Here is a 17,757-nt window from a genome sequence, read left to right as displayed (position 1 = left end):
TCATTGGGGCACCACCCGCATACGCTTGAGTTGTTCCATTTGGCCTTGGTTGTTTGCTTGAAGTGCACGGTCCAGATCAGCCATCACGGCGCCGCGATCGGACCTCGAATCGATGTGGAAGACAGTGGAGGGTGCGTAGTGCAGCGCGCCGCCGCCACTCGCACCTTGAGCGCTCACGCCAAGGCGGCCGTCGGAACCACGGCGCAAGGGCATGATGGCTTCGGGCCCCGCCTCGCCCATGAGGCCGATGCCGTTGGCGAAGGGGAAGAAGGTGGGCTTGCCGACCACGCTGTTGGCGTAGGTGTGCAGGCCGGGCGAGGCGAAGACGTTGCCGTTGGCGCTCGTGACGAAGAACTTCATCACGCCGTTCACGAGGCTGCCCAACCAGTTGCTGCCGGAGCTTTCGCCTCCAAGAGCCCCACCACCCGAAGATCCGCCCTTGAACAGGCCCGAGAACCATCCGGAAAATGCCTCGACGGCTGGCTTCAGCGATGTGTCGTAGAGCGCGTCCGCGATCGACGAAACGATCTTCTTCTTGAGCGACTCGCCCATCTTGTCGAGCGCGTTCTCCTTGCCCTCCAGCAGATTCACGAAACCTTCTCGAAACGCACCGCCAATGTCGTCGGACATCTTGGTGGCCTTCGCATCCCGCTTGCTCTTTTCCTTGTCGGCAGCCTCGATGCCTTCACTGTTGCGGGTAATCTTCAACAGCTCTTTCTCGGCTTCGATGCGCGCACCGAGTGCCTCCAGGTAGCCAGGAATGACTTGCTCGGTGTTGTCCAAGTCCTGGTACTGACGCTCCAGTTGAGCGATGTTCAGTTCCTTCAGCGCCGACTTGGTTTTTCCGTGCGCAGTGTTCTGCGCGTCCAGTGCGGTCGTCTGGTCGAGAACGCCGGAGGTGGCCTTGCGCATGCTTTCGAGCAGGGCGGCTTGTCGCGCTTTTTCCGGGTCGACGGATGCGAGTTCTGAGGCTTCGCTTGGCGCGGCCTTTTGCACGCCTTGCCTTGTTTGGTCCATTACGCCTGTCTTGCAGCCGCACAAGACTTCGATGCACGGCCGAAGGCCATCGCCCTCTGCGCGTTGGATACCCGTAGCAATGGGCGTCGCCGAGCGTGTGACGCCTCTTGCGGTCGAGCGCTTCGCGACGACGCTACCCGCTGCTCTCGCGGCAGATACTCCCGCTTTTTTTGCCCCATCGGCACCTTCCCACGCTTCTGCAGCGGCGTCGAACGATGCGGCATTTCTGGCGGCGTTATCTGCCTGGATATCTACCGCCCTCCGATCCTCGCGCTGAAGCTCTCTCAGTGCCTTACGCTTTTGATCGCGCTCCTCCAGCGACACTCTGGGACCGCTAGTGAAGGGCCTGTTCGAAGATTTATTGCCTCTTCTGGCTTCCTGCTGCCGTTGCCTTTCGTAGAGCTCATCAGCCCAATCGATTTTCTGCTGGAGGGTCTGATCTCGCCCGAGGCTGCGTACGGAATCATCAAGGCGGATGACGGCGTTCTCGACGAACGAGACCGCGCGGTCCGGGAAGATTCTGCTTCGATCTTGCTGCCGGACGAGTTGGGTCTGGTCGAGGGCAAAGGCCTTCTGCGCCAACGATCCTGCCGCCTCGAGATCGCCTTTCGCCTCGAGCCCGCTGATCTTCTGGAGCATCTCCCCGGCCATATAGCGACGGCTGCCGCTTCTGTTGTACTCAATCGACTTTTTTGTGGGCTCCTTGCCCAATTCGACGAATTTCGCAACGCTTTCCTCGATGGGAACACCTTGCAACCGATTCAGCTCCGCAGTGGCCGTTCCCACATCGACTATCGCATTGCGCTGAACCTTGCCTGTCGCCACCAACGCTGCCGTGACTTTCGACGCTTGCGCCAGTGTTCCGTCCTGGCCTTTGATCTGAAGCGAGATCTCCCGGAGTTGATCGTTCGTGAAACCCGCCGGGTTGCCGGACACGAGCCTGGCGTTATCGAATGCGACAGTTTCTCTCTTGCCTTTGAGGGTGGCGTCACCGAAATAGGCAAGCGCCTCGAGAGCCACCTTGGCTGCATTCAGCTTCTTGGTGCCGCCACCCTCTGCAGCTCCCGAGAAAGAGGCGAGCCCCTCTATCAGATCCTTCACTTGCTTCACTCCTTCGGCCGCCTTGGGCATGCCCTTGACCACCGCCGAGAGCTCCAGCGTCGGGGGAGATACGTTTTTTTGATCGTCAGCCATGTCTGTATGGTCCGTTTGAGAGAAAGAAAAAATAAGGCCGACATCTGCCGGCCCCAAGCTCCTTCGATGGCCGTCGGCCCACGCTGTTGCTAGACGTTCAGCACCGCAATGCCTTCGTCTTCCATCACCTGCAACTGCAGGAACACTTCACGCTGGCGCACACGCGGAATGCCCAGGCGCCGCATCGCCACGTCGACCGCACCGAAGTCGAGCCCCTGGAACCACGCGCCTGCTGCACCGGCGACCACTCGCCATTGCGTGCGGCAGGCGTGGAACACCTCGAAGGCTTCCTGGTGTTCCGGCCACAGCTCGAATGGCGGCGGGCCGTCCCCGTTCGCCATCGAGGAGACGAGCTTTCTCGGGTCGAGCCCGAGCGACGCGCACTGGCTGCGGAGATCGTCGTCCAGCTCGTCATGGACGCGATGCGCGACTCCGAGCACGAAGCGCGCGGCGCCCCTCAGTTTTTTACGGCGGCCGGGTACGCGTGCTCGAAGTAGCTGTAGGCAATGGCCGCCTCGAAGGTCGGCCAGTCCTCGGCCGCTGCGGCGCGGTTGTCGGGCGTGCAGATGAAAGGCGCGTTGTCTTCGCCCTCCAGGCCCTTCCAGTCGGCCAGCACCATGTCGAGCAGTTCGCGGTCGGTGAGGCTGCGCGCGTCCAGCCGCGCCTGCAGCGTTTCGTTGTCGGTCTTGGACAGGCGCTTGAAGACGGCGTCGAAACGCACCTCCTCGACCTGGCCGTCACCGGGCACACGCATCACCACGGGGGCGATGAAGGTGGGCTTCACAGCGATCTTGAGCTTCTGGGGCATCGGGTTCTCTTCCTTGAGTCTTGAATGAATGAGTGAATGACCGGGTCAGCGAATGACGAAGAACGCCGCGCTCAGCGCACGACGATCGACCACTCGTCGTTGCCCGAGCCGCTGGGCACGAACTCGAGCGGCACGGTGACCATCTGCACGCCGTCGACGTCGCTGTAGGTGGGCTTGCCGATCTGCGCGCGCGGCGAGAGGAACTCGACCACGTTGGTCGCGCCCTGGCCGTGCTTGAGGGCCAGGGGCACGCGCTTGCTCGAGCGCGCCATGCCGATCCAGTCCTTGGTGGCCACCGAGGTGTTCTCGAAGGTGACCGAGCCGGTGGAGACGCGCGCGGTGATCTCGACCGAGTCGACGGTCATGAGGTCGCGCTTCACGACGGTGTTGCCGGCATCGAAGCTGAAGGCGCTGGCCGCCACGCCCAGGCCGTCGAGCATGAGGGTGGTGTTCGCCTTGTTCACGCCCAGCGGGTCCATGAACTTGGTGTAGTCGGCCGTGGGCAGCGGTGCGTCGGCGGCAGGCACGAACAGGCCCGTGAACTCGAACTGCCACTTCGGGATGCCCTTGGCGTCGATGGTGGCCTTCACGTTGCCGTGCGCGTCGGTCATCTTGTAGACGGTGCCGTCGACGTTGCCGTAGATGGTGAGCGACTCGAGGCTGTCGGTGGCCGGTGCGAAGGTGGTGCTGACGCCGGCGGCCGTGGTGACGGCGATGGCGCAGCCGCGCATGAGCGCGGCATAGGCCGGCACGTCGCCGGCAGCGGCGACGCCCGCGATCTCGACCGAGAAGGCGATCTTGCTGTACTGGGTCACCAGCACGGAGCCGCGCGAGCCGAAGTAGGGTCGCACGTTGTCGCGCTGGACCACATCGCCTTCGATGGGGGTCAGGGTGACTTCGCTGACCAGGATGGCGTTGGCCGCACCGGTCGGAAGGGCGTCGGTACCGCGTACCGTTTCAGCCTTGGCCAGGATGGCCATCTTGCGCATGAGTTTTGCCATGTCGGCGTTCTCCGTTGATTGGTTGGTTGGTTGATGGAAGGAAGGGACTGATGAACAGAGGGCCTGGCTCAGAGGTAGCGCCAGGTCCGCAACTGCAGGGAGGCGCCGTGGCACTGCACGCCGCAAAAACTGACCGCGCCGGTGCCGCCGACCTGCATGCCGTCGGTGGCTTTCTCGTCCTTGATCGGGCTGAGGGCGCATGCGCCGCCGAAGCTCGGGTCGGCGCGCACGGCGTCGCGCACGGCCTCGATCAACGCGTCGAAGGCGAGCTCCGATGCGGCGGCGTCATCGACGGCCATGTAGCCGTGCAAGGTCCAGGTGTCGACGCTGAGGGTGCGCCCGACATTGAGGCTGCGCTCCTCGGTGGCGTCACGGCGCAGCCACCAGCCGCGCAGCTGCTGTGCGCCGCCGGGCAGCGTGTGAAGGTAGAGCGCGCGCAGCGCGGCCTCGTCGCTCGCGAAACGCTCGCGGTCGTGAACGCGGCCGATCTGCGGCACGCCGTTCAGCGTCTGGACAATGGCCGCGCGCAAGGTGTCGAGGCCGCTCATGCCGCGGCTCCGGCCGAATGCTGCGGCGTGAAGATCGTGTGGATGGAAGTGGTGTGCATCGTTTGCTGCGTTGGTTGGTGAATCAACTGTCGCGGCCGGGCCCGAAATGCAAAAGGCCGACATCTGTCGGCCCCTGGTGCGAAAAGACGGCGGTACGCGCCTTCGTTCATGCGTTCAGTTCGCACCGGGACCCCCACCGCGAAACCACTGCTTGATGGCCTCGATGAGCAGCGCGGTGCCGATGGCCATCGCGCCGCCTGAGGCGGCGCCGAACACGGCCGCGCGCTGCTCGACGGCACGCAGCCTTCCGTCGAGTGCATCGAAGCGCGCATCGAAGCTGTCCATGCGCCGGTTCTGCTGGTCCTGCCCCTCCTTCAGGGCTTGCACGAGGCCGTGGATCTGGCCGAGCAACAGCAGTTCCTGTGCGCGGGCGTGGGAGTCGCTCATGGGGCGGGCCTTTCTGTGATGAACTCGATCAGCGCGCGATGCCGGAGGCGATCGGCGGCGCAGGATTTCGCGTTGAGGTGGTGGTTGTCCCAGGCGTCGTCGACGGTGAGACCGGCGTCAGCAGCACAGGCTTCGACGGAGGTGTCAGCAAGTCCGCAGGCACCGGCGGGAACGTCCGTGCCCGCGAGGGCGCTGTTCCACAGCCAGACAGCAGCAAGGCTGAGGCGATGACCGCGGTCGACAGGGTCGCGCTGTGCATCGCCAGGCGCGACAGCATCCGGGTCCGCTCGCGGCGCGACAGGTCGCGCAGGATCGCCAGGCCGCTCAGCGCGGCGATCAGGAACAGCAGGAGGAACGACAAGAGAAACGCGCCGGCGTAGATCATGGGACGGGCCTTCGAGGGTGAAGTAGCGGGCCTGCAGGGCGCTGGCGCCGAGCTGGTAGCGGGTCGATGCGGCGCGCCCGCGCGCGTACTCGGCTTCGAGGTCTTTCGCGAATTGCGCGGCGCGCAGCGCTTCCTTGTCCTGCCAGAGGACACGCTCCTTGGTGCGGCCTGCGTCGTGCACCGCCCATCCGCCGACGGCGAGCAGCAATGCGCCCGCACCGACGGCCACGGCGATCACGGAAAGTCGTGTGCCGAAGGTCATGGCGCATTCCCCTGGCATTGCGCATGCAGGCGCAGACGGTCTTGCCAGAGTCCGCCGCAGGTCTTGTTGCCGGGCGCGGAGCAATCGGTCTTGCCCGCGTACTTCCAGCCAAGGATGGCGTCGCATGCGCCTGCGTAGTCCCCGCGGTTGAGCCGCTGCACCAGCACCGAGGTGTGGCCCGCGCGGCCACCCGTGCAGAAGTTGAAGGCGCCGATGTTGTAGGCCAGGCTCACGTAGGCGTCGTACTCGTGTTGGTGCAGCGGCACCTGCACGCACTGCTTGAGCGCGCTTTCATACGTCTGCACATCGCGCAACGCGCGCTGCAGCGCGGGCACGGGCGCCGTGGTGTCGCCCATGCGCACGCCGCCGGTGGTGCCAAAGCCGATGGTCGGCACCGCGGTGCCGTGCACGGGATCGGGGTAGGCCTTGTCGCTGTAGCCCTCGCGCGCGACGATGCCCACCAGCCCGGCCGCGCTGAGCGCGAGGACGGTCAGCAGTTGGCGCGGGGACGCGCCCCCTTTTTCGGCGGACGCAGGTCGCCGCCGGAACCTTCGAAAGATGTCATTGCCCATGCCCTGATGGTCGGGCGCGGGGGCCGATCGGCTGAGGTCGACATCCGCCAACCTCCTTTTCCGCGCGGGGCGCTGCCTACACTGGCCTGCCCGCCGATCGCGGGAACGCGCGGGTCAGATCTCGCCGCCGTGCCAGACGACGCGGCCGCTGATGTGCAGTTCGGCCGCCTGCTCGGCGCTGAGCACCTGCGGCTTGTAGGCGGGGTTGTAGCTGATGATCTGCAGGCCGCCGGTCGAGAAGTCGCGCTGCAGCACCTTCACGTAGTCGTGGCCGTCGAGCTGGATCACGTACACGCCGTCCTGGTCGAGCGACTTGGTGGCGGTGTCGACCAGCAGGATGTCGCCGTTGTTGATCTTGTCGGCCATCGAGTCGCCGCGCGCATGGACGATGCGGGCATAGGCCGGCTTCACGCCCTTGCGCGCCATCCAGGCCCGGTTGAACGCGAAGCGGCCCATGTCTTCCTGCGAGCCGTTGTACGAGCCCCCGCCGGCGCTCACGCGCACGTCGAGCAGTTCCACCAGCACGAAGGTCTCGTCGTCGAGCCCGTTCGACAGCGGGCTGGCCGGCTGGGCGGACTGAAAAGGATTCAGCTCCGCCGGATCGACGCCCAGCGCCAGGGCCATCACATACAGCTGCGCGAGGCTGGCGTCGCTGACGCCCCGCTCGATGCGCCCCACCGTATTGAAGTGCAGACCGCTGCGCTGCGCGAGGTCGTCGATGGTGAGGCCCTTGCGCTTGCGCAGATCCCGCAACCGCGCGCCCTGTGCAAGGGCCAGCTCGTTGACGCGGGCGGTCACCTGGGTGTCGTCGAAAGGGGTAGGGGTGGGCGACGTCACGATCACTCTGCTTTGTGCGAAGGCGCACATATTAAACACACAAAGGTACTTTCTCAACCCAAAAAGTGTTTCGCCGACAAGAAATATCGCCTTGCGTGTTTTTTTAGATTGTCAAAACCTGTTTTGTGTGCATAATCGAGACTATCAACACAAAACGAGATTTTTCGATGGACTGGCACCCGGCTCAGGTTAAAGCTGCACTTGCAATGGTCGGAACCAACCTGTCGAAGTTGGCCAAAGAACACAAATACGCGCACATCAATGAAGTTCTGTACCGCCCCTGGGTTGCGGCGGAGCGCATCGTGGCCCGCGCGCTGGCGCTGGAACCCGAAGCGATCTGGCCCAGCCGTTACCGGCGTCCGCGCCACCGCGGCATTGCGATGACGCGCAATCCGCATGCGCTGGCGCCTCCCGGCGAAGGGCCGGACTGAGCCTGGCCAGCGGGCGCACCGCACGGGACCTGGCCGGGTTGCCCGGCTTGGCTCGCCAGGGTCTGGCGTGTGCGGAGGAGGAAGAAGAAACGCGTGATTTCAAGAGTGCCCGATGAAGGTTGCAGCCTTCACCGGGCGTGCCAGTGAACTGAGCAGTGCCACGAGCGAGGAGAAATGTACTGTGAGAAAAGGCTTCGTCAAGACCGAGAAAAAGACCGCGTTCGACGGCGCGATGCGCTTCGAACGACTGGCAGGAGGTGCGTGATGCAGGACACCGCCTCTTCCTCCGAATGGTTCGTCGCCAAGGCCTTGCTGGCACTCGCCGAGCAGCGCATCGCGAACGCGCAGGCCGAAGCGGCCGCGCCACCACCGCCGCCCGACGACACGGCCGAGCCGATGGCGGGCGACGGCGCCCCTTTCGCCGAACGCCTGTGGCGCCTGCTGCGCATCCGCCGCGCACTGACCGCCGACGAAGCCGCGAGCCTGCTGGCCGATGCGGACGACGACGTGGCCGAGGCCCGGCGCCAGGCCGGCGCACTGATGTTGTCGTGGTCGCGGCAGCGTCCGAAGGACGTGCGCATCGGCGCGCGCCGCGTCGACGGGTTGAAACGCTACGTGCTTCAGCGCGACGTGGGCGCCACGCCGCCGCAACGCACGGCCAGGGAAGGACACCCCGCATGAACGACACCACGGATCAGGCAGATCGCACGGATCGCGCATGGGAGCAGCGACTCGCACGGGCCGTTGCCGCGCACCTCGAAGCGCACGGCACGGCATCGGCCGGGGAACTCGACCGCATGCTGGCGCACCATCTCGCGGGCTACCGGCCCGAGCCAGGCAGCCCGGCGCTTCGCCGGCAACTGGCGCGGCTGGCGGACGGCGGCCACGTCCACGCCGTGACGGTCGGCGGGCGGCGACGCTGGCGATGCGGCCCCGGGCCCGTGGCCGAGCGCATGGCCTCGGCGCGCCGCGTGACGCGGCTCGACACCAGCGTCTACATGCCCATGCACAGCCCCGTGGTGCGGCCGGGCGCGCTCGACTTCACGCGGGTGCCGAGCCTGCTGCTCGGCACGCGGTTCGGCTTCTGGGGGGCCGCGCAATGAGCAGCGCCGACCCGACCCTCACCGCCGCCCAGGTGCTGGCCGAACTGCGGACCTGCGTCGGGCGCGCGCACGGCCTGCACGTGCGCGATCTCGTCGCCCGCATCACCGGCCGCTCGACACCGGCGCCCGCCCAGGAACGCCGCGCGCGCGAACACGTCGCCGCGCTGCGGCTGCAGGGCGAGCACATCTGCGGCAAGCCCGACACCGGCTACTTCATGGCCGCCACGGCGGCCGAGCTCGACGAGACCTGCCGCTACCTGCGCAGCCGTGCCGTCTCCGGCCTGCGCATCGAAAGCCGGCTGCGCCAGGTGTCGCTGGCGGCCCTGCTCGGGCAGCTCGCCCTTTCCGACAACGACACCCCAAAGAACAACGCCAACTCCTGAGAGGACATTCCATGCAAGAAGCCATCGCACACCACCCGGGTTACTGGAAAGACGCCAACGACGCGCTGATCCCGGTGTCGAAGATCAAGCCCATCGACAAGGACCGCCATGCCGTCGTCAGCGAACTCTGCGAGCAGGCCCGCCAGCAGAGCGCGGCGCTGATCGGTTTCAAGGTGGCCGCCATGAACGCGGTGCACGCCTTCATCGAGCGCAGCCTGGCGGCCTACGACGTGAAGCAGGGCGGCCGCAAGGGCAACGTCACGCTCGTGAGCTTCGACGGCAAGCACAAGGTGGAACGCCGGATGCAGGACACCGTCGTCTTCGACGAACGGCTGCAGGCGGCCAAGGCGCTCATCGACGAGTGCATCCAGAGCTGGAGCAAGGGCAGCAACGCCAACATCAAGGTGCTGGTGAACGATGCATTCCACGTCGACCAGCAGGGCAAGATCAGCACCGCCCGCGTACTCGGCCTGCGCCGGCACGACATCGCCGACGCGAAGTGGCAGCAGGCGATGAGGGCGATCGGCGACAGCATGCGCATCGCCAGCACCAAGCCCTACATCCGCTTCTACGAGCGCAACGACGTCACCGGCGAGTACACGCCGATCAACCTGGACGTGGCCGCCGTATGAGCATGCGCATCACCGAGCCCTCTTTCTGCGCCTGGTGCATGGCGCCCGGCGCCAGCCTGCACGAGATCGCCTGCGACGCGTGCCGGCCGCAGCTCGAAGCCGCGGGCCTGATCGAGCCTTCGGCGATGCGGGAGCGCCCGCCCGCCAAGGTGCAGATCGGTCCCACCGACATCTGAAACGGAGCCCCATCCCATGAGCCCTCCCGAGTTCGTCAGCACCGTGCCGTTTCCAACGCACACGATCGCGCCGTGGCCGCGCAGGGCCGCGCCGGCGCGCGACCTGCTGCCGCCCCGGTTGCGGGAGTTCGCCCGCCTGATCGGGTTGTCGGCCACCATGTCCTTCGTCGCGCGCTACGGCGGCCTGCGGATCTACATTCCGGCGAACCCGGCCCCCGACCATCCGTTCGCCGCGCTGATCGGCTTCGACAACCTGCGCGCCCTCAGCGCCGAGTACGCCGTCGACGGCACGGGGCTTCGCTTCGTGCTGCCCAAGGCCCAACGGGCCCTCGACGCCATCCGCAACGAACAGATCCGCACGGACTACAGCACGGGCAAGTCCATCCGCGCGCTGGCCGCGGAACACAGCCTCGTGGAACGCCAGGTCTCACGCATCGTCGCGGACATTTCGCTCTGACCCGGAGGCCGGGCGGCAGGGCCCGGCCTCCTCACAGGAAAACTCTGGGGACAGTTTCCGAACAAGCCCCCTGTTATCCACAGCGAGAGCGCCCGCGCCCAAGTTGTTCCTGTTTTGATAGCACCGCGAAAGCACAGGAGCACACAGTGTCCGGGGTGTGACAAGTTGTTGTCAGGCAAGGGAAAAAGTGCCCTGTCCACAGGGCGGGTTTACCCTTATCTACTACTACTAACTTAAATAAGAAGAATAAATAGAGAAGAGAACAGGAAGCCCGCGCCCGAAAAGGAGGCCGGGCGAGGGGTCGAAGGGTTAGCCCGGTAGGTCGAATCCGTCTCGGTTGATACGATTTTTCTCAAAACGCCGATCCCCAGGGCGTTGGAGACAAGATGGACCCGAGCAACCCCCCAGGCGCCGGCGAGGCGCTGTACCGCGTCATGGTGCGCATCCGCGCCTTCGAGAACGCTGCCGAGACCGCCAGCCAGGGCGGGGTCAGCGCCTATGGCCAGCAGGCGGGCGGCGCCGCCAAGGTGCGCGGGCCGCTGCACCTGTCGACCGGGCAGGAAGCGGTGCCGGCGGGCGTGTGCGCCCACCTGCGCGCGAGCGACTACCTCACCTCCACGCACCGCGGCCACGGCCACACGCTGGCCAAGGGCGCGGACCTCACGCGGATGATGTGCGAGCTGTTCGGCAAGGCCACGGGCTTCAACGGCGGCAAGGGCGGCTCGATGCACATCGCGGATTTCTCGGTGGGCATGCTGGGCGCCAACGGCGTGGTCGCGGCGGGCTTGCCGATCGCGGTGGGCGCGGCGCATGCGCAAAAGCTCTTGAAGCGCAGCGACGACATCACGGTCTGCTTCTTCGGCGACGGCGCGATCAACCGCGGCCCGTTCCTCGAAGCGCTGAACTGGGCCCGCGTGTACGACCTGCCCGTGCTCTTCGTCTGCGAGGACAACCGCTGGAGCGCGACCACCGCGAGCGGCCCGATGACGGCCGGCGACGGCGCCTCGGCGCGCGCCGCGTCGATGGACATCGCGGCCACGCAGGTCGACGGCAACGACGTGTTCGCGGTGCATGCCGCTGCCGCACGGCTGGTGGCCGAGGTGCGCAGCGGCACGGGACCGCGCCTGCTGCACGCGCTCACCTACCGCGTGAAGGGCCATGTGTCGGTCGACCTCGCGGCCTACCGCGACCCGGCCGAACTGGCCGCCGCGCTGGAAACCGACCCGATCGCGCGCGCCCGCGGCCACCTGCTGGACACCGGCGTGGCCGCCGCGACGCTGGACGCCATCGAGAACGCCGCGCGCGACGAGGTGGACACGGCCCTGGCCGTGGCCGACGCGGCGCCCTGGCCCGAGGCGAGCGCCGCCTTCACCGACGTGCAGACCACGGGAGCAGGCCAATGGCTGTGACGACGCTGAGTTATTCCGAAGCCGCCGTGCGCGCGCTGCAGCAGGAGATGGACGCCGACCCGCGCGTGGTCGTGCTCGGCGAGGACGTGGGCCGCGGCGGCATCTTCGGGCAGTACAAGGGGCTGCAGCAGCAGTACGGCGCCGAGCGCGTGATCGACACGCCGATCAGCGAGGCCGCGATCATGGGCGCCGGCGTGGGCATGGCGCTCGCGGGGCTGCGCCCCGTGGTCGAGATGCGCGTGGTCGACTTCGCGCTGTGCGGCATGGACGAGCTGGTGAACCAGGCCGCGAAAAACCGCTTCATGTTCGGCGGCCAGGGCCGCGTGCCGCTGGTGGCGCGCATGCCGGGCGGCATCTGGGACGCGTCGGCGGCGCAGCATTCGCAGTCGCTCGAGGCCTGGTTCGCGCACCTGCCGGGCGTGGTGGTGGTGAGCCCGTCGACACCGCAGGACAACCACGGCCTGCTGCGCGCGGCGCTGCAGTGCGGCGACCCGGTGGTCTACATCGAGCACAAGACGCTGTGGGGCCTGCGCGGCGAGGTGGACGACACGCTGGTCGTTCCGCTGGGCAAGGCGGCGCGCGTGCGCGAGGGCAATGCGCTCACGCTCGTGAGCTGGAGCAAGCAGATGCAGCCTTGCGCCGCGGCCTGCGACGCGCTGGCGGCCGAGGGCATCGCGGTCGACCTGATCGACCTGCGCACGCTGTGGCCGTGGGACCGCGAGACGGTGCTGTCGTCGTGCGCGCGCACGGGGCGGCTGCTGGTGGTGCACGAGGCGGTGCAGGCCGCGGGCTTCGGCGCCGAGATCGCCGCGAGCGCGGCCGAAGCCACGGGCTGCCGCGTCGCGCGGCTGGGCGCGCCGCGCATTCCGGTCGGCTACGCGCCGGTGCTGGAGGCGCAGTCGCGCGTCGGCGTGGACGCGATCATGGCGGCGGCGAAGAAGCTGGCCGGCTGAACCACAAAGGCACGAACGGCCATGGACCCGCTCTTCTTCAAGCTGGTGCGGGTCGTCAATCTCACGGCACGGCCGTTCCATGAGCGCGTGGGGCGCGAGCACCAGCTCACGCTGAACGAGTGGCGCGCGATGGCCGTGCTGGCCGCGCAGCCGGGGCTCAGCGCCACGCAGGTCGCCGACCTCACCGGCCTGGACAAGATGGCCGTGAGCCGCGGGCTGGCGGGCCTGAAGCGCCACCAGCGCGTGCAGCGCCGCAGCGACCCGACCGACCAGCGCTGCAGCCGCCTGTACCTCACGGCCGCCGGCAAGGCGCTGCACGCCACCGTCGGCGCGCTGGGCCGGCAGCGCGAGGCCGAGCTGTTCGCGGGCGTCGATGCGAGCGAGCTGGCCCGCCTGAGCGACACGCTCGACACGCTGATCCGCGCGGTGGAGCGCGCGCCCGACTCAGGCACTGCCGGTCAGACCGTGTAGCCGCCGTCCACGCTCAGGTTGGCGCCAGTGACGAAGCCGCCGTCGGGGCCCACGAGGTAGGCGACCATGCCGGCGATTTCTTCGGCGCGGCCGTGGCGCGGCAGCACCATCACGTCGTGCATCGAGGCGGCGCGCGGGCCGGTGGCGGGGTTCATGGCGGTGTCGATGGGGCCGGGCTGCACGTTGTTCACCGTGATGCCGCGCGCGCCGAGGTCGCGCGCCAGGCCGCGCGTGAGGCCGACGATGGCGGCCTTGCTCATCGCGTAGACGCTGGCGCCCGCGTCCAGCACACGCTCGGCGTTGATGCTGCCGATGTTGACGATGCGGCCCGTGCCGTCGCCCATGTGGCGCGCGGCCGCTTGGACGGCCACGAAGGTGGCGCGCACGTTGACGTCGATGGTGCGGTCGAAGTCTTCGAGCGAGAAGGTGTCGAGCTCGCCACCGAGGTACACGCCGGCGTTGTTCACCAGGATGTCGAGCCGCTCGAAAGCGCGCGCGGCCTGGGCAATGGAGGCCGTCAGCACGGCGGCGTCGCCGGCGTCGGCACGGATGGCCAGCGCGCGGCCGCCGGCGGCCTGGATCTCGCCGGCGAGCTTGTCGGCCTCGGCCTGTGCGCTGACGTAGGTGAAGGCCACGGCCGCGCCGTCGCGCGCCAGCCGGCGCACGATGGCGGCGCCGATGCCGCGCGAGCCGCCGGTGACGAAGGCGACCTTGCCGGCCAGGACGGGGGAGGAGGAGGAGGAGGAGGACACAGAGGTGGAAGCCATGATTTTTCCGATCAGTTGGAGGAGGAAGGCCTTCAGTGTCGGAATTCCATTCCCTTTGCGGTAGCCGTCAATCGGCCCGATCAGATTCAACCCAAAGTTGAAGATGAGCAACAGAATGGCGGCATGGAACCGCTCAATCACCTCGAATCCTTCGTGCAGAGCGCCGAGGGCGGCAGCTTCTCGGCGGCCGCGCGGCGCCTGGGGCTGACGCCGGCGGCGGTCAGCAAGAACGTGGCGCGGCTCGAGGCGCGGCTGGGCGTGCGGCTGTTCCAGCGCAGCACGCGCCGGCTCACGCTGACCGAGGCCGGCGAGCGCTTCCTGGCGCAGGTCGGCGGCGCGCTGGCCACGCTGCAGGACGCGGTGGCCGGCCTCGCGCAGGACGACGGCCAGCCCTCGGGCACGCTGAAGGTGAGCATGGGCCAGGCCTTCGGGCGCGAGCATGTGCTGCCGTTCATGGGCGACTTCCTGGCGCGCTACCCGGGCATCGTGCCCGACTGGCACTTCGACAACCAGCAGGTGGACCTGGTCGGCGAGGGCTTCGACGCGGCCATCGGCGGCGGCATCGCGCTGTCGCCCGGCGTGGTGGCGCGCGAGCTGGCGCGCATCCACGTGGTCGCGGTGGCGGCGCCGGCCTACCTGGCGGGGCGCGCGCTGCCCGCGCATCCGTCCGAGCTGGCGCGCTTCGACGTGCTGCTGCGCCGCTCCTCGCCCACGGGCCGGCTGCGGCCGTGGACGCTGCGGCATGCGAGCGGCGAGGAAACCATGGTCGACCTGCCGGCGCGCCCGCGCGCGATCTTCAATGACCCCGAGGCGATCGCGCAGGCGGCGCTGCTGGGGCTCGGCGTGGCGATGCTGCCGATGCCTTTCGTGGAACGCGGCCTGCGCAGCGGCGCGCTGGTGCGGCTGCTGCCCGGGTGGTACCAGGATTCGGGCGCCGTGTGGATCTACTACCCGAGCAAGAAGCTGCTGCCGCCCAAGACGCGGGTGTTCGTCGACTTCGTGCTGGCGCGCTTTCGCGAGGCTCAGTTCGCGCAGCGGATGCAGGTGGGCTGAGCGGCGATGTCCATCGAAGGCCGGGGTTTTTACTCGCGACGCCTTTGGCGCCCCCCTGTACAAAGGCGCGCATGACTTCCATCTCCCGCTCTTCTTCTTCCGTCACTTCCTCCACCCGCCGCTTCGCGCTCGTCGCCACGGCGGCGGCCACCCTCGCGCTGCTGGGCGGCGCGGCGCACGCGCAGGCCACCTGGCCGACCAAGCCGGTGCGCATCGTCGTGCCCTTCGCGGCCGGCGGCACCACCGACATCCTGGCGCGCGCCGTGGCGCCCGAGCTCTCGAAGGCCTTCGGCCAGCAGTTCATCGTGGACAACCGCGCGGGCGCCGGCGGCAACGTGGGCGCCGAGATCGTCGCGCGCTCGCCCAACGACGGCTACACGCTGCTGATGGGCACGGTGGGCACGCACGGCATCAACCGCGCGCTGTACCCCAAGCTCCCCTTCGACCCGATCAAGGACTTCGTGCCGATCACCCTGGTGGCCGCCGTGCCGAACGTGATGGAGATGAACGCCGAGAAAGCCAAGTCGCTGAACATCCGCAACGTGCAGGACTTCCTCAAGTACGCCAAGGCCAACCCGGGCAAGCTCAACATGGCCTCGAGCGGCAGCGGCACGTCGATCCACCTGGCGGGCGAGCTGTTCAAGAGCATGACGGGCACCTTCATGACGCACATCCCGTACCGGGGCTCGGGCCCGGCGCTGCTCGACCTGGTGGGCGGCAGCGCCGACCTGATGTTCGACAACCTGCCTTCGTCGATGGCGCAGATCAAGGGCGGCAAGCTCACGCCGCTGGCCGTGACCAGCGCCCAGCGCTCGCCCGCGCTGCCCGACGTGCCGACGGTGGCAGAAGCCGGCGGCCCCGCGCTCAAGGGCTACGAGGCGAGCTCATGGTTCGGATTGCTGGCGCCGGCCGGCACCTCGCCGGAGATCGTGAACCGCATCCAGCAGGAAGTCGCGAAGTCGCTGGGCACGCCGGCGATCAAGGAAAAGATGCTGGCCCAGGGCGCGATCCCGAGCGGCAATTCGCCGGCGGACTTCACGAAGCTCATTGCGAGTGAGCATGTGAAGTGGGCGAAGGTCGTGAAAGACTCCGGCGCAAAGGTGGACTGACCCCCAGTCTTCGCGCACTTCGTGTCGCTACGCCAACCCCCTTGCAGGGGGCAACACCTGCGGCCCGGCAAAGCCGGTTCCGCGGTGTTCCTCGAAAAGACAGGGTGACTTGCTGAGGTCGGGGCTCAGGTTCCCCAGGTCACATCCTTGCTCTCGGCCTGTGAGTCCTTGAGCATGTGCAGCAGCGGTGCGGCGCGCTGGTGCAGGCCGACATGCTGCTTCTCGGCGTCGGCGTCGTGGCCTTCGACGACGTGTTCGTCGTGGTTGTGCGGCGCAGGCTTGCTGCTTTCGAGCGCCAGTGCGGCTTCGAGGGCGGCAATGGCGCCGGGGATCTGCTCGACCGTGATGATGCCCTGCGGGGCGGCCGGCTTGCCGACGATGTCGAGCAGCTGGCGCGCATGCACCTCGAGCATCACGAAGTCTGGGGCGGCCCGGGATTTGAAGCGGTAGAGCATGGTGTTGGTGTCCTCACTTATTTGTAGATGTAGTCACGGGCAAAAGGGTACACCGATTGCGCACCGCGCAAGGCACCGTGTTCGACCTTGCCGTCGGGCTTGGTCGACAGCATCTGGTGCAGCGAGATCCAGCCCTGCTCGAAGCTCATCGCCGAGCCCGCGAGGTACAGGCGGTAGGCGCGAAGGATGCGCTCGGCGTTCTCGCCCTGGCGCCCGCCGCTGCGCCCCAGCACCTCGCGCGCTGCATCGAGCTGCGCCTCGAGTGCATCCGACCACGCCCACAGCGTGCGCGCGTAGTGCGGGCGCAGGCTCTCGGTGTCGACCATCTCCAGCCCGGCCGCCGCGGTCTCGCGCAGCACGTGCGTCACGTGCAGCAGCTCGCCGCCGGGGAAGATGTACTTCTCGATGAAGTCGCCCATGCCCGCGCCGAGCTGGCGGTAGTTCAGCTCGCCCGAGGTGATGCCGTGGTTGAGCACCAGCCCGCCCGGCTTGAGCAGCGTGTGGATCTTGTGGAAATAGGTCGGCATGTTGGCCGCGCCCACGTGCTCGAACATGCCCACCGACGAGATCTTGTCGAAGGGCTGGTCGTCGGGCAGCTCGCGGTAGTCGCGCAGCTCCACGCGCACGCGGCCCTGCAGCCCTTTTTCCTCGATGAGCCGCTGCACGTGCGCATGCTGGTTCTTCGACAGCGTGATGCCCGTGGCGTCCACGCCGTAGTGTTCGGCCGCCCACAGCAGCAGCGCGCCCCAGCCCGAGCCGATGTCCAGGTAGCGCTCGCCGGGCTGCAGCATGAGCTTGCGGCAGATGTGGTCGAGCTTGGCCTCCTGCGCCTGCGCCAGCGTGAGCTCGGGCGTACGGAAGTAGGCGCATGAATAGACGCGGCGCGGGTCCAGCCACAGCGCGTAGAAATCGTCGGAGACGTCGTAGTGGAACTCGATCTGCGCGGCGTCCTTGCGCAGCGAGTGCGAGCCGCGCGACTTGGCGCGGCGCTGCAGGCGGCTCCACCAGGTGGTGTCGGTCTCGGCCGGATTACCGGGCAACAGGCCGACGGTGGCGTCGATCAGGTCGCGCATGGCGCCCTCGATCTGCACCTTGCCCTCGACGTAGGCCTCGCCGATGGCCCCGACCTGCCGGCCGGCCAGCTTGGCCAGCACCGACCACTCCTTGAAAGCCAGCGTCACGCGTGAACCCGCCTGGGCGACCCGGCGCCCGTCGGGCAGCTCCAGTGCGATGGGCACGGGCAGCGAGGCCAGCTGCGACTCGATCTTGGGTATCAAGTGTTGCATG

25 protein-coding genes are annotated in these 17,757 nt (G+C 67.8%); 13 read left to right on the top strand and 12 right to left on the bottom strand.

The features are described 5' to 3' along the window. The 9 genes from AC57B8_RS09925 to AC57B8_RS09885 all read right to left on the bottom strand — a co-directional run bounded on the left by AC57B8_RS09925 (nt 1) and on the right by AC57B8_RS09885 (nt 7,071). Nucleotides 1-2,211 carry a phage tail length tape measure family protein gene (locus AC57B8_RS09925; protein ID WP_496479525.1) on the bottom strand — a complete coding sequence of 737 codons (2,211 nt, stop codon included), beginning with the start codon at nt 2,209-2,211 and terminating at the stop codon, nt 1-3. A gap of 89 nt (nt 2,212-2,300) precedes the next feature. After that, nucleotides 2,301-2,651 (bottom strand): DUF1799 domain-containing protein, encoded by a 351-nt coding sequence (locus AC57B8_RS09920; protein ID WP_143599196.1) that lies wholly within the window; start codon nt 2,649-2,651, stop codon nt 2,301-2,303. Between the two features lie 17 nt (nt 2,652-2,668). Further along, nucleotides 2,669-3,019 (bottom strand): hypothetical protein, encoded by a 351-nt coding sequence (locus tag AC57B8_RS09915; protein ID WP_095950412.1) that lies wholly within the window; start codon nt 3,017-3,019, stop codon nt 2,669-2,671. A gap of 71 nt (nt 3,020-3,090) precedes the next feature. Continuing rightward, nucleotides 3,091-4,020, bottom strand: a complete 930-nt coding sequence (locus tag AC57B8_RS09910; RefSeq protein ID WP_496479524.1) for a phage tail tube protein — start codon at nt 4,018-4,020, stop codon at nt 3,091-3,093. Nucleotides 4,021-4,088: 68 nt separating this feature from the next. Next, nucleotides 4,089-4,568, bottom strand: coding sequence for a hypothetical protein (locus AC57B8_RS09905; protein WP_496479523.1), 480 nt, complete (start codon nt 4,566-4,568; stop codon nt 4,089-4,091). 174 nt (nt 4,569-4,742) lie between these two features. Beyond that, nucleotides 4,743-5,015 (bottom strand): hypothetical protein, encoded by a 273-nt coding sequence (locus tag AC57B8_RS09900; protein WP_235944287.1) that lies wholly within the window; start codon nt 5,013-5,015, stop codon nt 4,743-4,745. After that, entirely contained in the window at nt 5,012-5,662 is a 651-nt protein-coding gene (locus AC57B8_RS09895) for a hypothetical protein (protein ID WP_496479522.1), read from the bottom strand. Before AC57B8_RS09895 ends, AC57B8_RS09900 begins: the two co-directional genes overlap by 4 nt. After that, nucleotides 5,659-6,234 carry a lysozyme gene (locus AC57B8_RS09890; RefSeq protein WP_095950431.1) on the bottom strand — a complete coding sequence of 192 codons (576 nt, stop codon included), beginning with the start codon at nt 6,232-6,234 and terminating at the stop codon, nt 5,659-5,661. The genes AC57B8_RS09895 and AC57B8_RS09890 overlap by 4 nt, the downstream gene beginning before the upstream one ends. Nucleotides 6,235-6,348: 114 nt before the next feature. Beyond that, nucleotides 6,349-7,071 (bottom strand): XRE family transcriptional regulator, encoded by a 723-nt coding sequence (locus tag AC57B8_RS09885; RefSeq protein ID WP_221937729.1) that lies wholly within the window; start codon nt 7,069-7,071, stop codon nt 6,349-6,351. Between the two features lie 167 nt (nt 7,072-7,238). Between AC57B8_RS09885 and AC57B8_RS09880 the strand changes: the two genes are divergently transcribed. The 11 genes from AC57B8_RS09880 to AC57B8_RS09830 all read left to right on the top strand — a co-directional run bounded on the left by AC57B8_RS09880 (nt 7,239) and on the right by AC57B8_RS09830 (nt 13,086). Then, on the top strand, nt 7,239-7,502 hold the full coding sequence (locus AC57B8_RS09880; RefSeq protein WP_159274832.1) for a helix-turn-helix domain-containing protein: 264 nt from the start codon (nt 7,239-7,241) through the stop codon (nt 7,500-7,502). 112 nt (nt 7,503-7,614) lie between these two features. Then, on the top strand, nt 7,615-7,767 hold the full coding sequence (locus tag AC57B8_RS09875; protein ID WP_185993763.1) for a hypothetical protein: 153 nt from the start codon (nt 7,615-7,617) through the stop codon (nt 7,765-7,767). Next, complete coding sequence (locus AC57B8_RS09870) at nt 7,767-8,183, top strand: hypothetical protein (RefSeq protein ID WP_495261446.1); 417 nt, start codon at nt 7,767-7,769, stop codon at nt 8,181-8,183. The genes AC57B8_RS09875 and AC57B8_RS09870 overlap by 1 nt, the downstream gene beginning before the upstream one ends. After that, nucleotides 8,180-8,605 (top strand): hypothetical protein, encoded by a 426-nt coding sequence (locus AC57B8_RS09865; protein WP_496479521.1) that lies wholly within the window; start codon nt 8,180-8,182, stop codon nt 8,603-8,605. Before AC57B8_RS09870 ends, AC57B8_RS09865 begins: the two co-directional genes overlap by 4 nt. Continuing rightward, a complete protein-coding gene (locus AC57B8_RS09860) occupies nt 8,602-8,988 on the top strand; it encodes a hypothetical protein (protein ID WP_139700595.1) in 387 nt (128 codons plus the stop codon). Before AC57B8_RS09865 ends, AC57B8_RS09860 begins: the two co-directional genes overlap by 4 nt. Nucleotides 8,989-8,999: 11 nt before the next feature. Next, the gene (locus tag AC57B8_RS09855) at nt 9,000-9,620 is read left to right on the top strand and encodes a DUF3164 family protein (RefSeq protein ID WP_095950404.1); all 621 of its coding nucleotides are present in this window, start codon (nt 9,000-9,002) and stop codon (nt 9,618-9,620) included. After that, entirely contained in the window at nt 9,617-9,796 is a 180-nt protein-coding gene (locus AC57B8_RS09850) for a hypothetical protein (protein ID WP_492741838.1), read from the top strand. Before AC57B8_RS09855 ends, AC57B8_RS09850 begins: the two co-directional genes overlap by 4 nt. A 16-nt stretch (nt 9,797-9,812) precedes the next feature. Continuing rightward, nucleotides 9,813-10,253 carry a Mor transcription activator family protein gene (locus AC57B8_RS09845; RefSeq protein WP_492741839.1) on the top strand — a complete coding sequence of 147 codons (441 nt, stop codon included), beginning with the start codon at nt 9,813-9,815 and terminating at the stop codon, nt 10,251-10,253. A 386-nt stretch (nt 10,254-10,639) separates the two neighbouring features. Further along, on the top strand, nt 10,640-11,662 hold the full coding sequence (locus tag AC57B8_RS09840; protein WP_496479520.1) for a thiamine pyrophosphate-dependent dehydrogenase E1 component subunit alpha: 1,023 nt from the start codon (nt 10,640-10,642) through the stop codon (nt 11,660-11,662). Further along, a complete protein-coding gene (locus tag AC57B8_RS09835) occupies nt 11,653-12,615 on the top strand; it encodes an alpha-ketoacid dehydrogenase subunit beta (protein WP_496479519.1) in 963 nt (320 codons plus the stop codon). The genes AC57B8_RS09840 and AC57B8_RS09835 overlap by 10 nt, the downstream gene beginning before the upstream one ends. A gap of 21 nt (nt 12,616-12,636) precedes the next feature. Further along, nucleotides 12,637-13,086: a MarR family winged helix-turn-helix transcriptional regulator gene (locus tag AC57B8_RS09830; RefSeq protein ID WP_496479518.1), complete on the top strand. Its 450-nt coding sequence runs from the start codon at nt 12,637-12,639 to the stop codon at nt 13,084-13,086. Here the strand turns inward: AC57B8_RS09830 and AC57B8_RS09825 are convergent. After that, the gene (locus AC57B8_RS09825; protein WP_496479517.1) at nt 13,074-13,853 is read right to left on the bottom strand and encodes an SDR family oxidoreductase; all 780 of its coding nucleotides are present in this window, start codon (nt 13,851-13,853) and stop codon (nt 13,074-13,076) included. The genes AC57B8_RS09830 and AC57B8_RS09825 overlap by 13 nt on opposite strands. Nucleotides 13,854-13,976: 123 nt before the next feature. Between AC57B8_RS09825 and AC57B8_RS09820 the strand changes: the two genes are divergently transcribed. Both AC57B8_RS09820 and AC57B8_RS09815 read left to right on the top strand, forming a co-directional pair. Continuing rightward, nucleotides 13,977-14,906 (top strand): LysR family transcriptional regulator, encoded by a 930-nt coding sequence (locus AC57B8_RS09820; RefSeq protein WP_139700604.1) that lies wholly within the window; start codon nt 13,977-13,979, stop codon nt 14,904-14,906. A gap of 71 nt (nt 14,907-14,977) precedes the next feature. Beyond that, entirely contained in the window at nt 14,978-16,015 is a 1,038-nt protein-coding gene (locus AC57B8_RS09815; protein WP_095747153.1) for a Bug family tripartite tricarboxylate transporter substrate binding protein, read from the top strand. A 125-nt stretch (nt 16,016-16,140) separates the two neighbouring features. On the opposite strand, the gene AC57B8_RS09810 is transcribed toward AC57B8_RS09815, so the two are convergent. Beyond that, nucleotides 16,141-16,470 carry a DUF1840 domain-containing protein gene (locus AC57B8_RS09810; RefSeq protein WP_070062980.1) on the bottom strand — a complete coding sequence of 110 codons (330 nt, stop codon included), beginning with the start codon at nt 16,468-16,470 and terminating at the stop codon, nt 16,141-16,143. 17 nt (nt 16,471-16,487) lie between these two features. Next, nucleotides 16,488-17,756, bottom strand: a complete 1,269-nt coding sequence (locus tag AC57B8_RS09805) for a class I SAM-dependent methyltransferase (protein WP_062474832.1) — start codon at nt 17,754-17,756, stop codon at nt 16,488-16,490. Nucleotide 17,757 lies beyond the last annotated feature (1 nt).

Source organism: Variovorax sp. BGA-UO-ETr-C22 (assembly GCF_059567965.1).
Note: the sequence above shows the minus strand (reverse complement) of the source record. Positions and strands in the feature narration are given on the sequence as shown.

Excerpts from the sequence above, each read along its gene's own strand:
- AC57B8_RS09880 (WP_159274832.1), top strand. The coding sequence starts at position 7,239 with ATGGACTGGCACCCGGCTCAGGTTAAAGCTGCACTTGCAATGGTCGGA.
- AC57B8_RS09855 (WP_095950404.1), top strand. The coding sequence starts at position 9,000 with ATGCAAGAAGCCATCGCACACCACCCGGGTTACTGGAAAGACGCCAAC.
- AC57B8_RS09850 (WP_492741838.1), top strand. The coding sequence starts at position 9,617 with ATGAGCATGCGCATCACCGAGCCCTCTTTCTGCGCCTGGTGCATGGCG.
- AC57B8_RS09825 (WP_496479517.1), bottom strand. The coding sequence starts at position 13,853 with ATGGCTTCCACCTCTGTGTCCTCCTCCTCCTCCTCCTCCCCCGTCCTG.
- AC57B8_RS09840 (WP_496479520.1), top strand. The coding sequence starts at position 10,640 with ATGGACCCGAGCAACCCCCCAGGCGCCGGCGAGGCGCTGTACCGCGTC.
- AC57B8_RS09835 (WP_496479519.1), top strand. The coding sequence starts at position 11,653 with ATGGCTGTGACGACGCTGAGTTATTCCGAAGCCGCCGTGCGCGCGCTG.
- AC57B8_RS09900 (WP_235944287.1), bottom strand. The coding sequence starts at position 5,015 with ATGAGCGACTCCCACGCCCGCGCACAGGAACTGCTGTTGCTCGGCCAG.
- AC57B8_RS09820 (WP_139700604.1), top strand. The coding sequence starts at position 13,977 with ATGGAACCGCTCAATCACCTCGAATCCTTCGTGCAGAGCGCCGAGGGC.
- AC57B8_RS09890 (WP_095950431.1), bottom strand. The coding sequence starts at position 6,234 with ATGGGCAATGACATCTTTCGAAGGTTCCGGCGGCGACCTGCGTCCGCC.
- AC57B8_RS09875 (WP_185993763.1), top strand. The coding sequence starts at position 7,615 with ATGAAGGTTGCAGCCTTCACCGGGCGTGCCAGTGAACTGAGCAGTGCC.
- AC57B8_RS09925 (WP_496479525.1), bottom strand. The coding sequence starts at position 2,211 with ATGGCTGACGATCAAAAAAACGTATCTCCCCCGACGCTGGAGCTCTCG.
- AC57B8_RS09895 (WP_496479522.1), bottom strand. The coding sequence starts at position 5,662 with ATGACCTTCGGCACACGACTTTCCGTGATCGCCGTGGCCGTCGGTGCG.
- AC57B8_RS09845 (WP_492741839.1), top strand. The coding sequence starts at position 9,813 with ATGAGCCCTCCCGAGTTCGTCAGCACCGTGCCGTTTCCAACGCACACG.
- AC57B8_RS09830 (WP_496479518.1), top strand. The coding sequence starts at position 12,637 with ATGGACCCGCTCTTCTTCAAGCTGGTGCGGGTCGTCAATCTCACGGCA.
- AC57B8_RS09905 (WP_496479523.1), bottom strand. The coding sequence starts at position 4,568 with ATGAGCGGCCTCGACACCTTGCGCGCGGCCATTGTCCAGACGCTGAAC.
- AC57B8_RS09810 (WP_070062980.1), bottom strand. The coding sequence starts at position 16,470 with ATGCTCTACCGCTTCAAATCCCGGGCCGCCCCAGACTTCGTGATGCTC.
- AC57B8_RS09815 (WP_095747153.1), top strand. The coding sequence starts at position 14,978 with ATGACTTCCATCTCCCGCTCTTCTTCTTCCGTCACTTCCTCCACCCGC.
- AC57B8_RS09915 (WP_095950412.1), bottom strand. The coding sequence starts at position 3,019 with ATGCCCCAGAAGCTCAAGATCGCTGTGAAGCCCACCTTCATCGCCCCC.
- AC57B8_RS09910 (WP_496479524.1), bottom strand. The coding sequence starts at position 4,020 with ATGGCAAAACTCATGCGCAAGATGGCCATCCTGGCCAAGGCTGAAACG.
- AC57B8_RS09865 (WP_496479521.1), top strand. The coding sequence starts at position 8,180 with ATGAACGACACCACGGATCAGGCAGATCGCACGGATCGCGCATGGGAG.
- AC57B8_RS09860 (WP_139700595.1), top strand. The coding sequence starts at position 8,602 with ATGAGCAGCGCCGACCCGACCCTCACCGCCGCCCAGGTGCTGGCCGAA.
- AC57B8_RS09870 (WP_495261446.1), top strand. The coding sequence starts at position 7,767 with ATGCAGGACACCGCCTCTTCCTCCGAATGGTTCGTCGCCAAGGCCTTG.
- AC57B8_RS09805 (WP_062474832.1), bottom strand. The coding sequence starts at position 17,756 with ATGCAACACTTGATACCCAAGATCGAGTCGCAGCTGGCCTCGCTGCCC.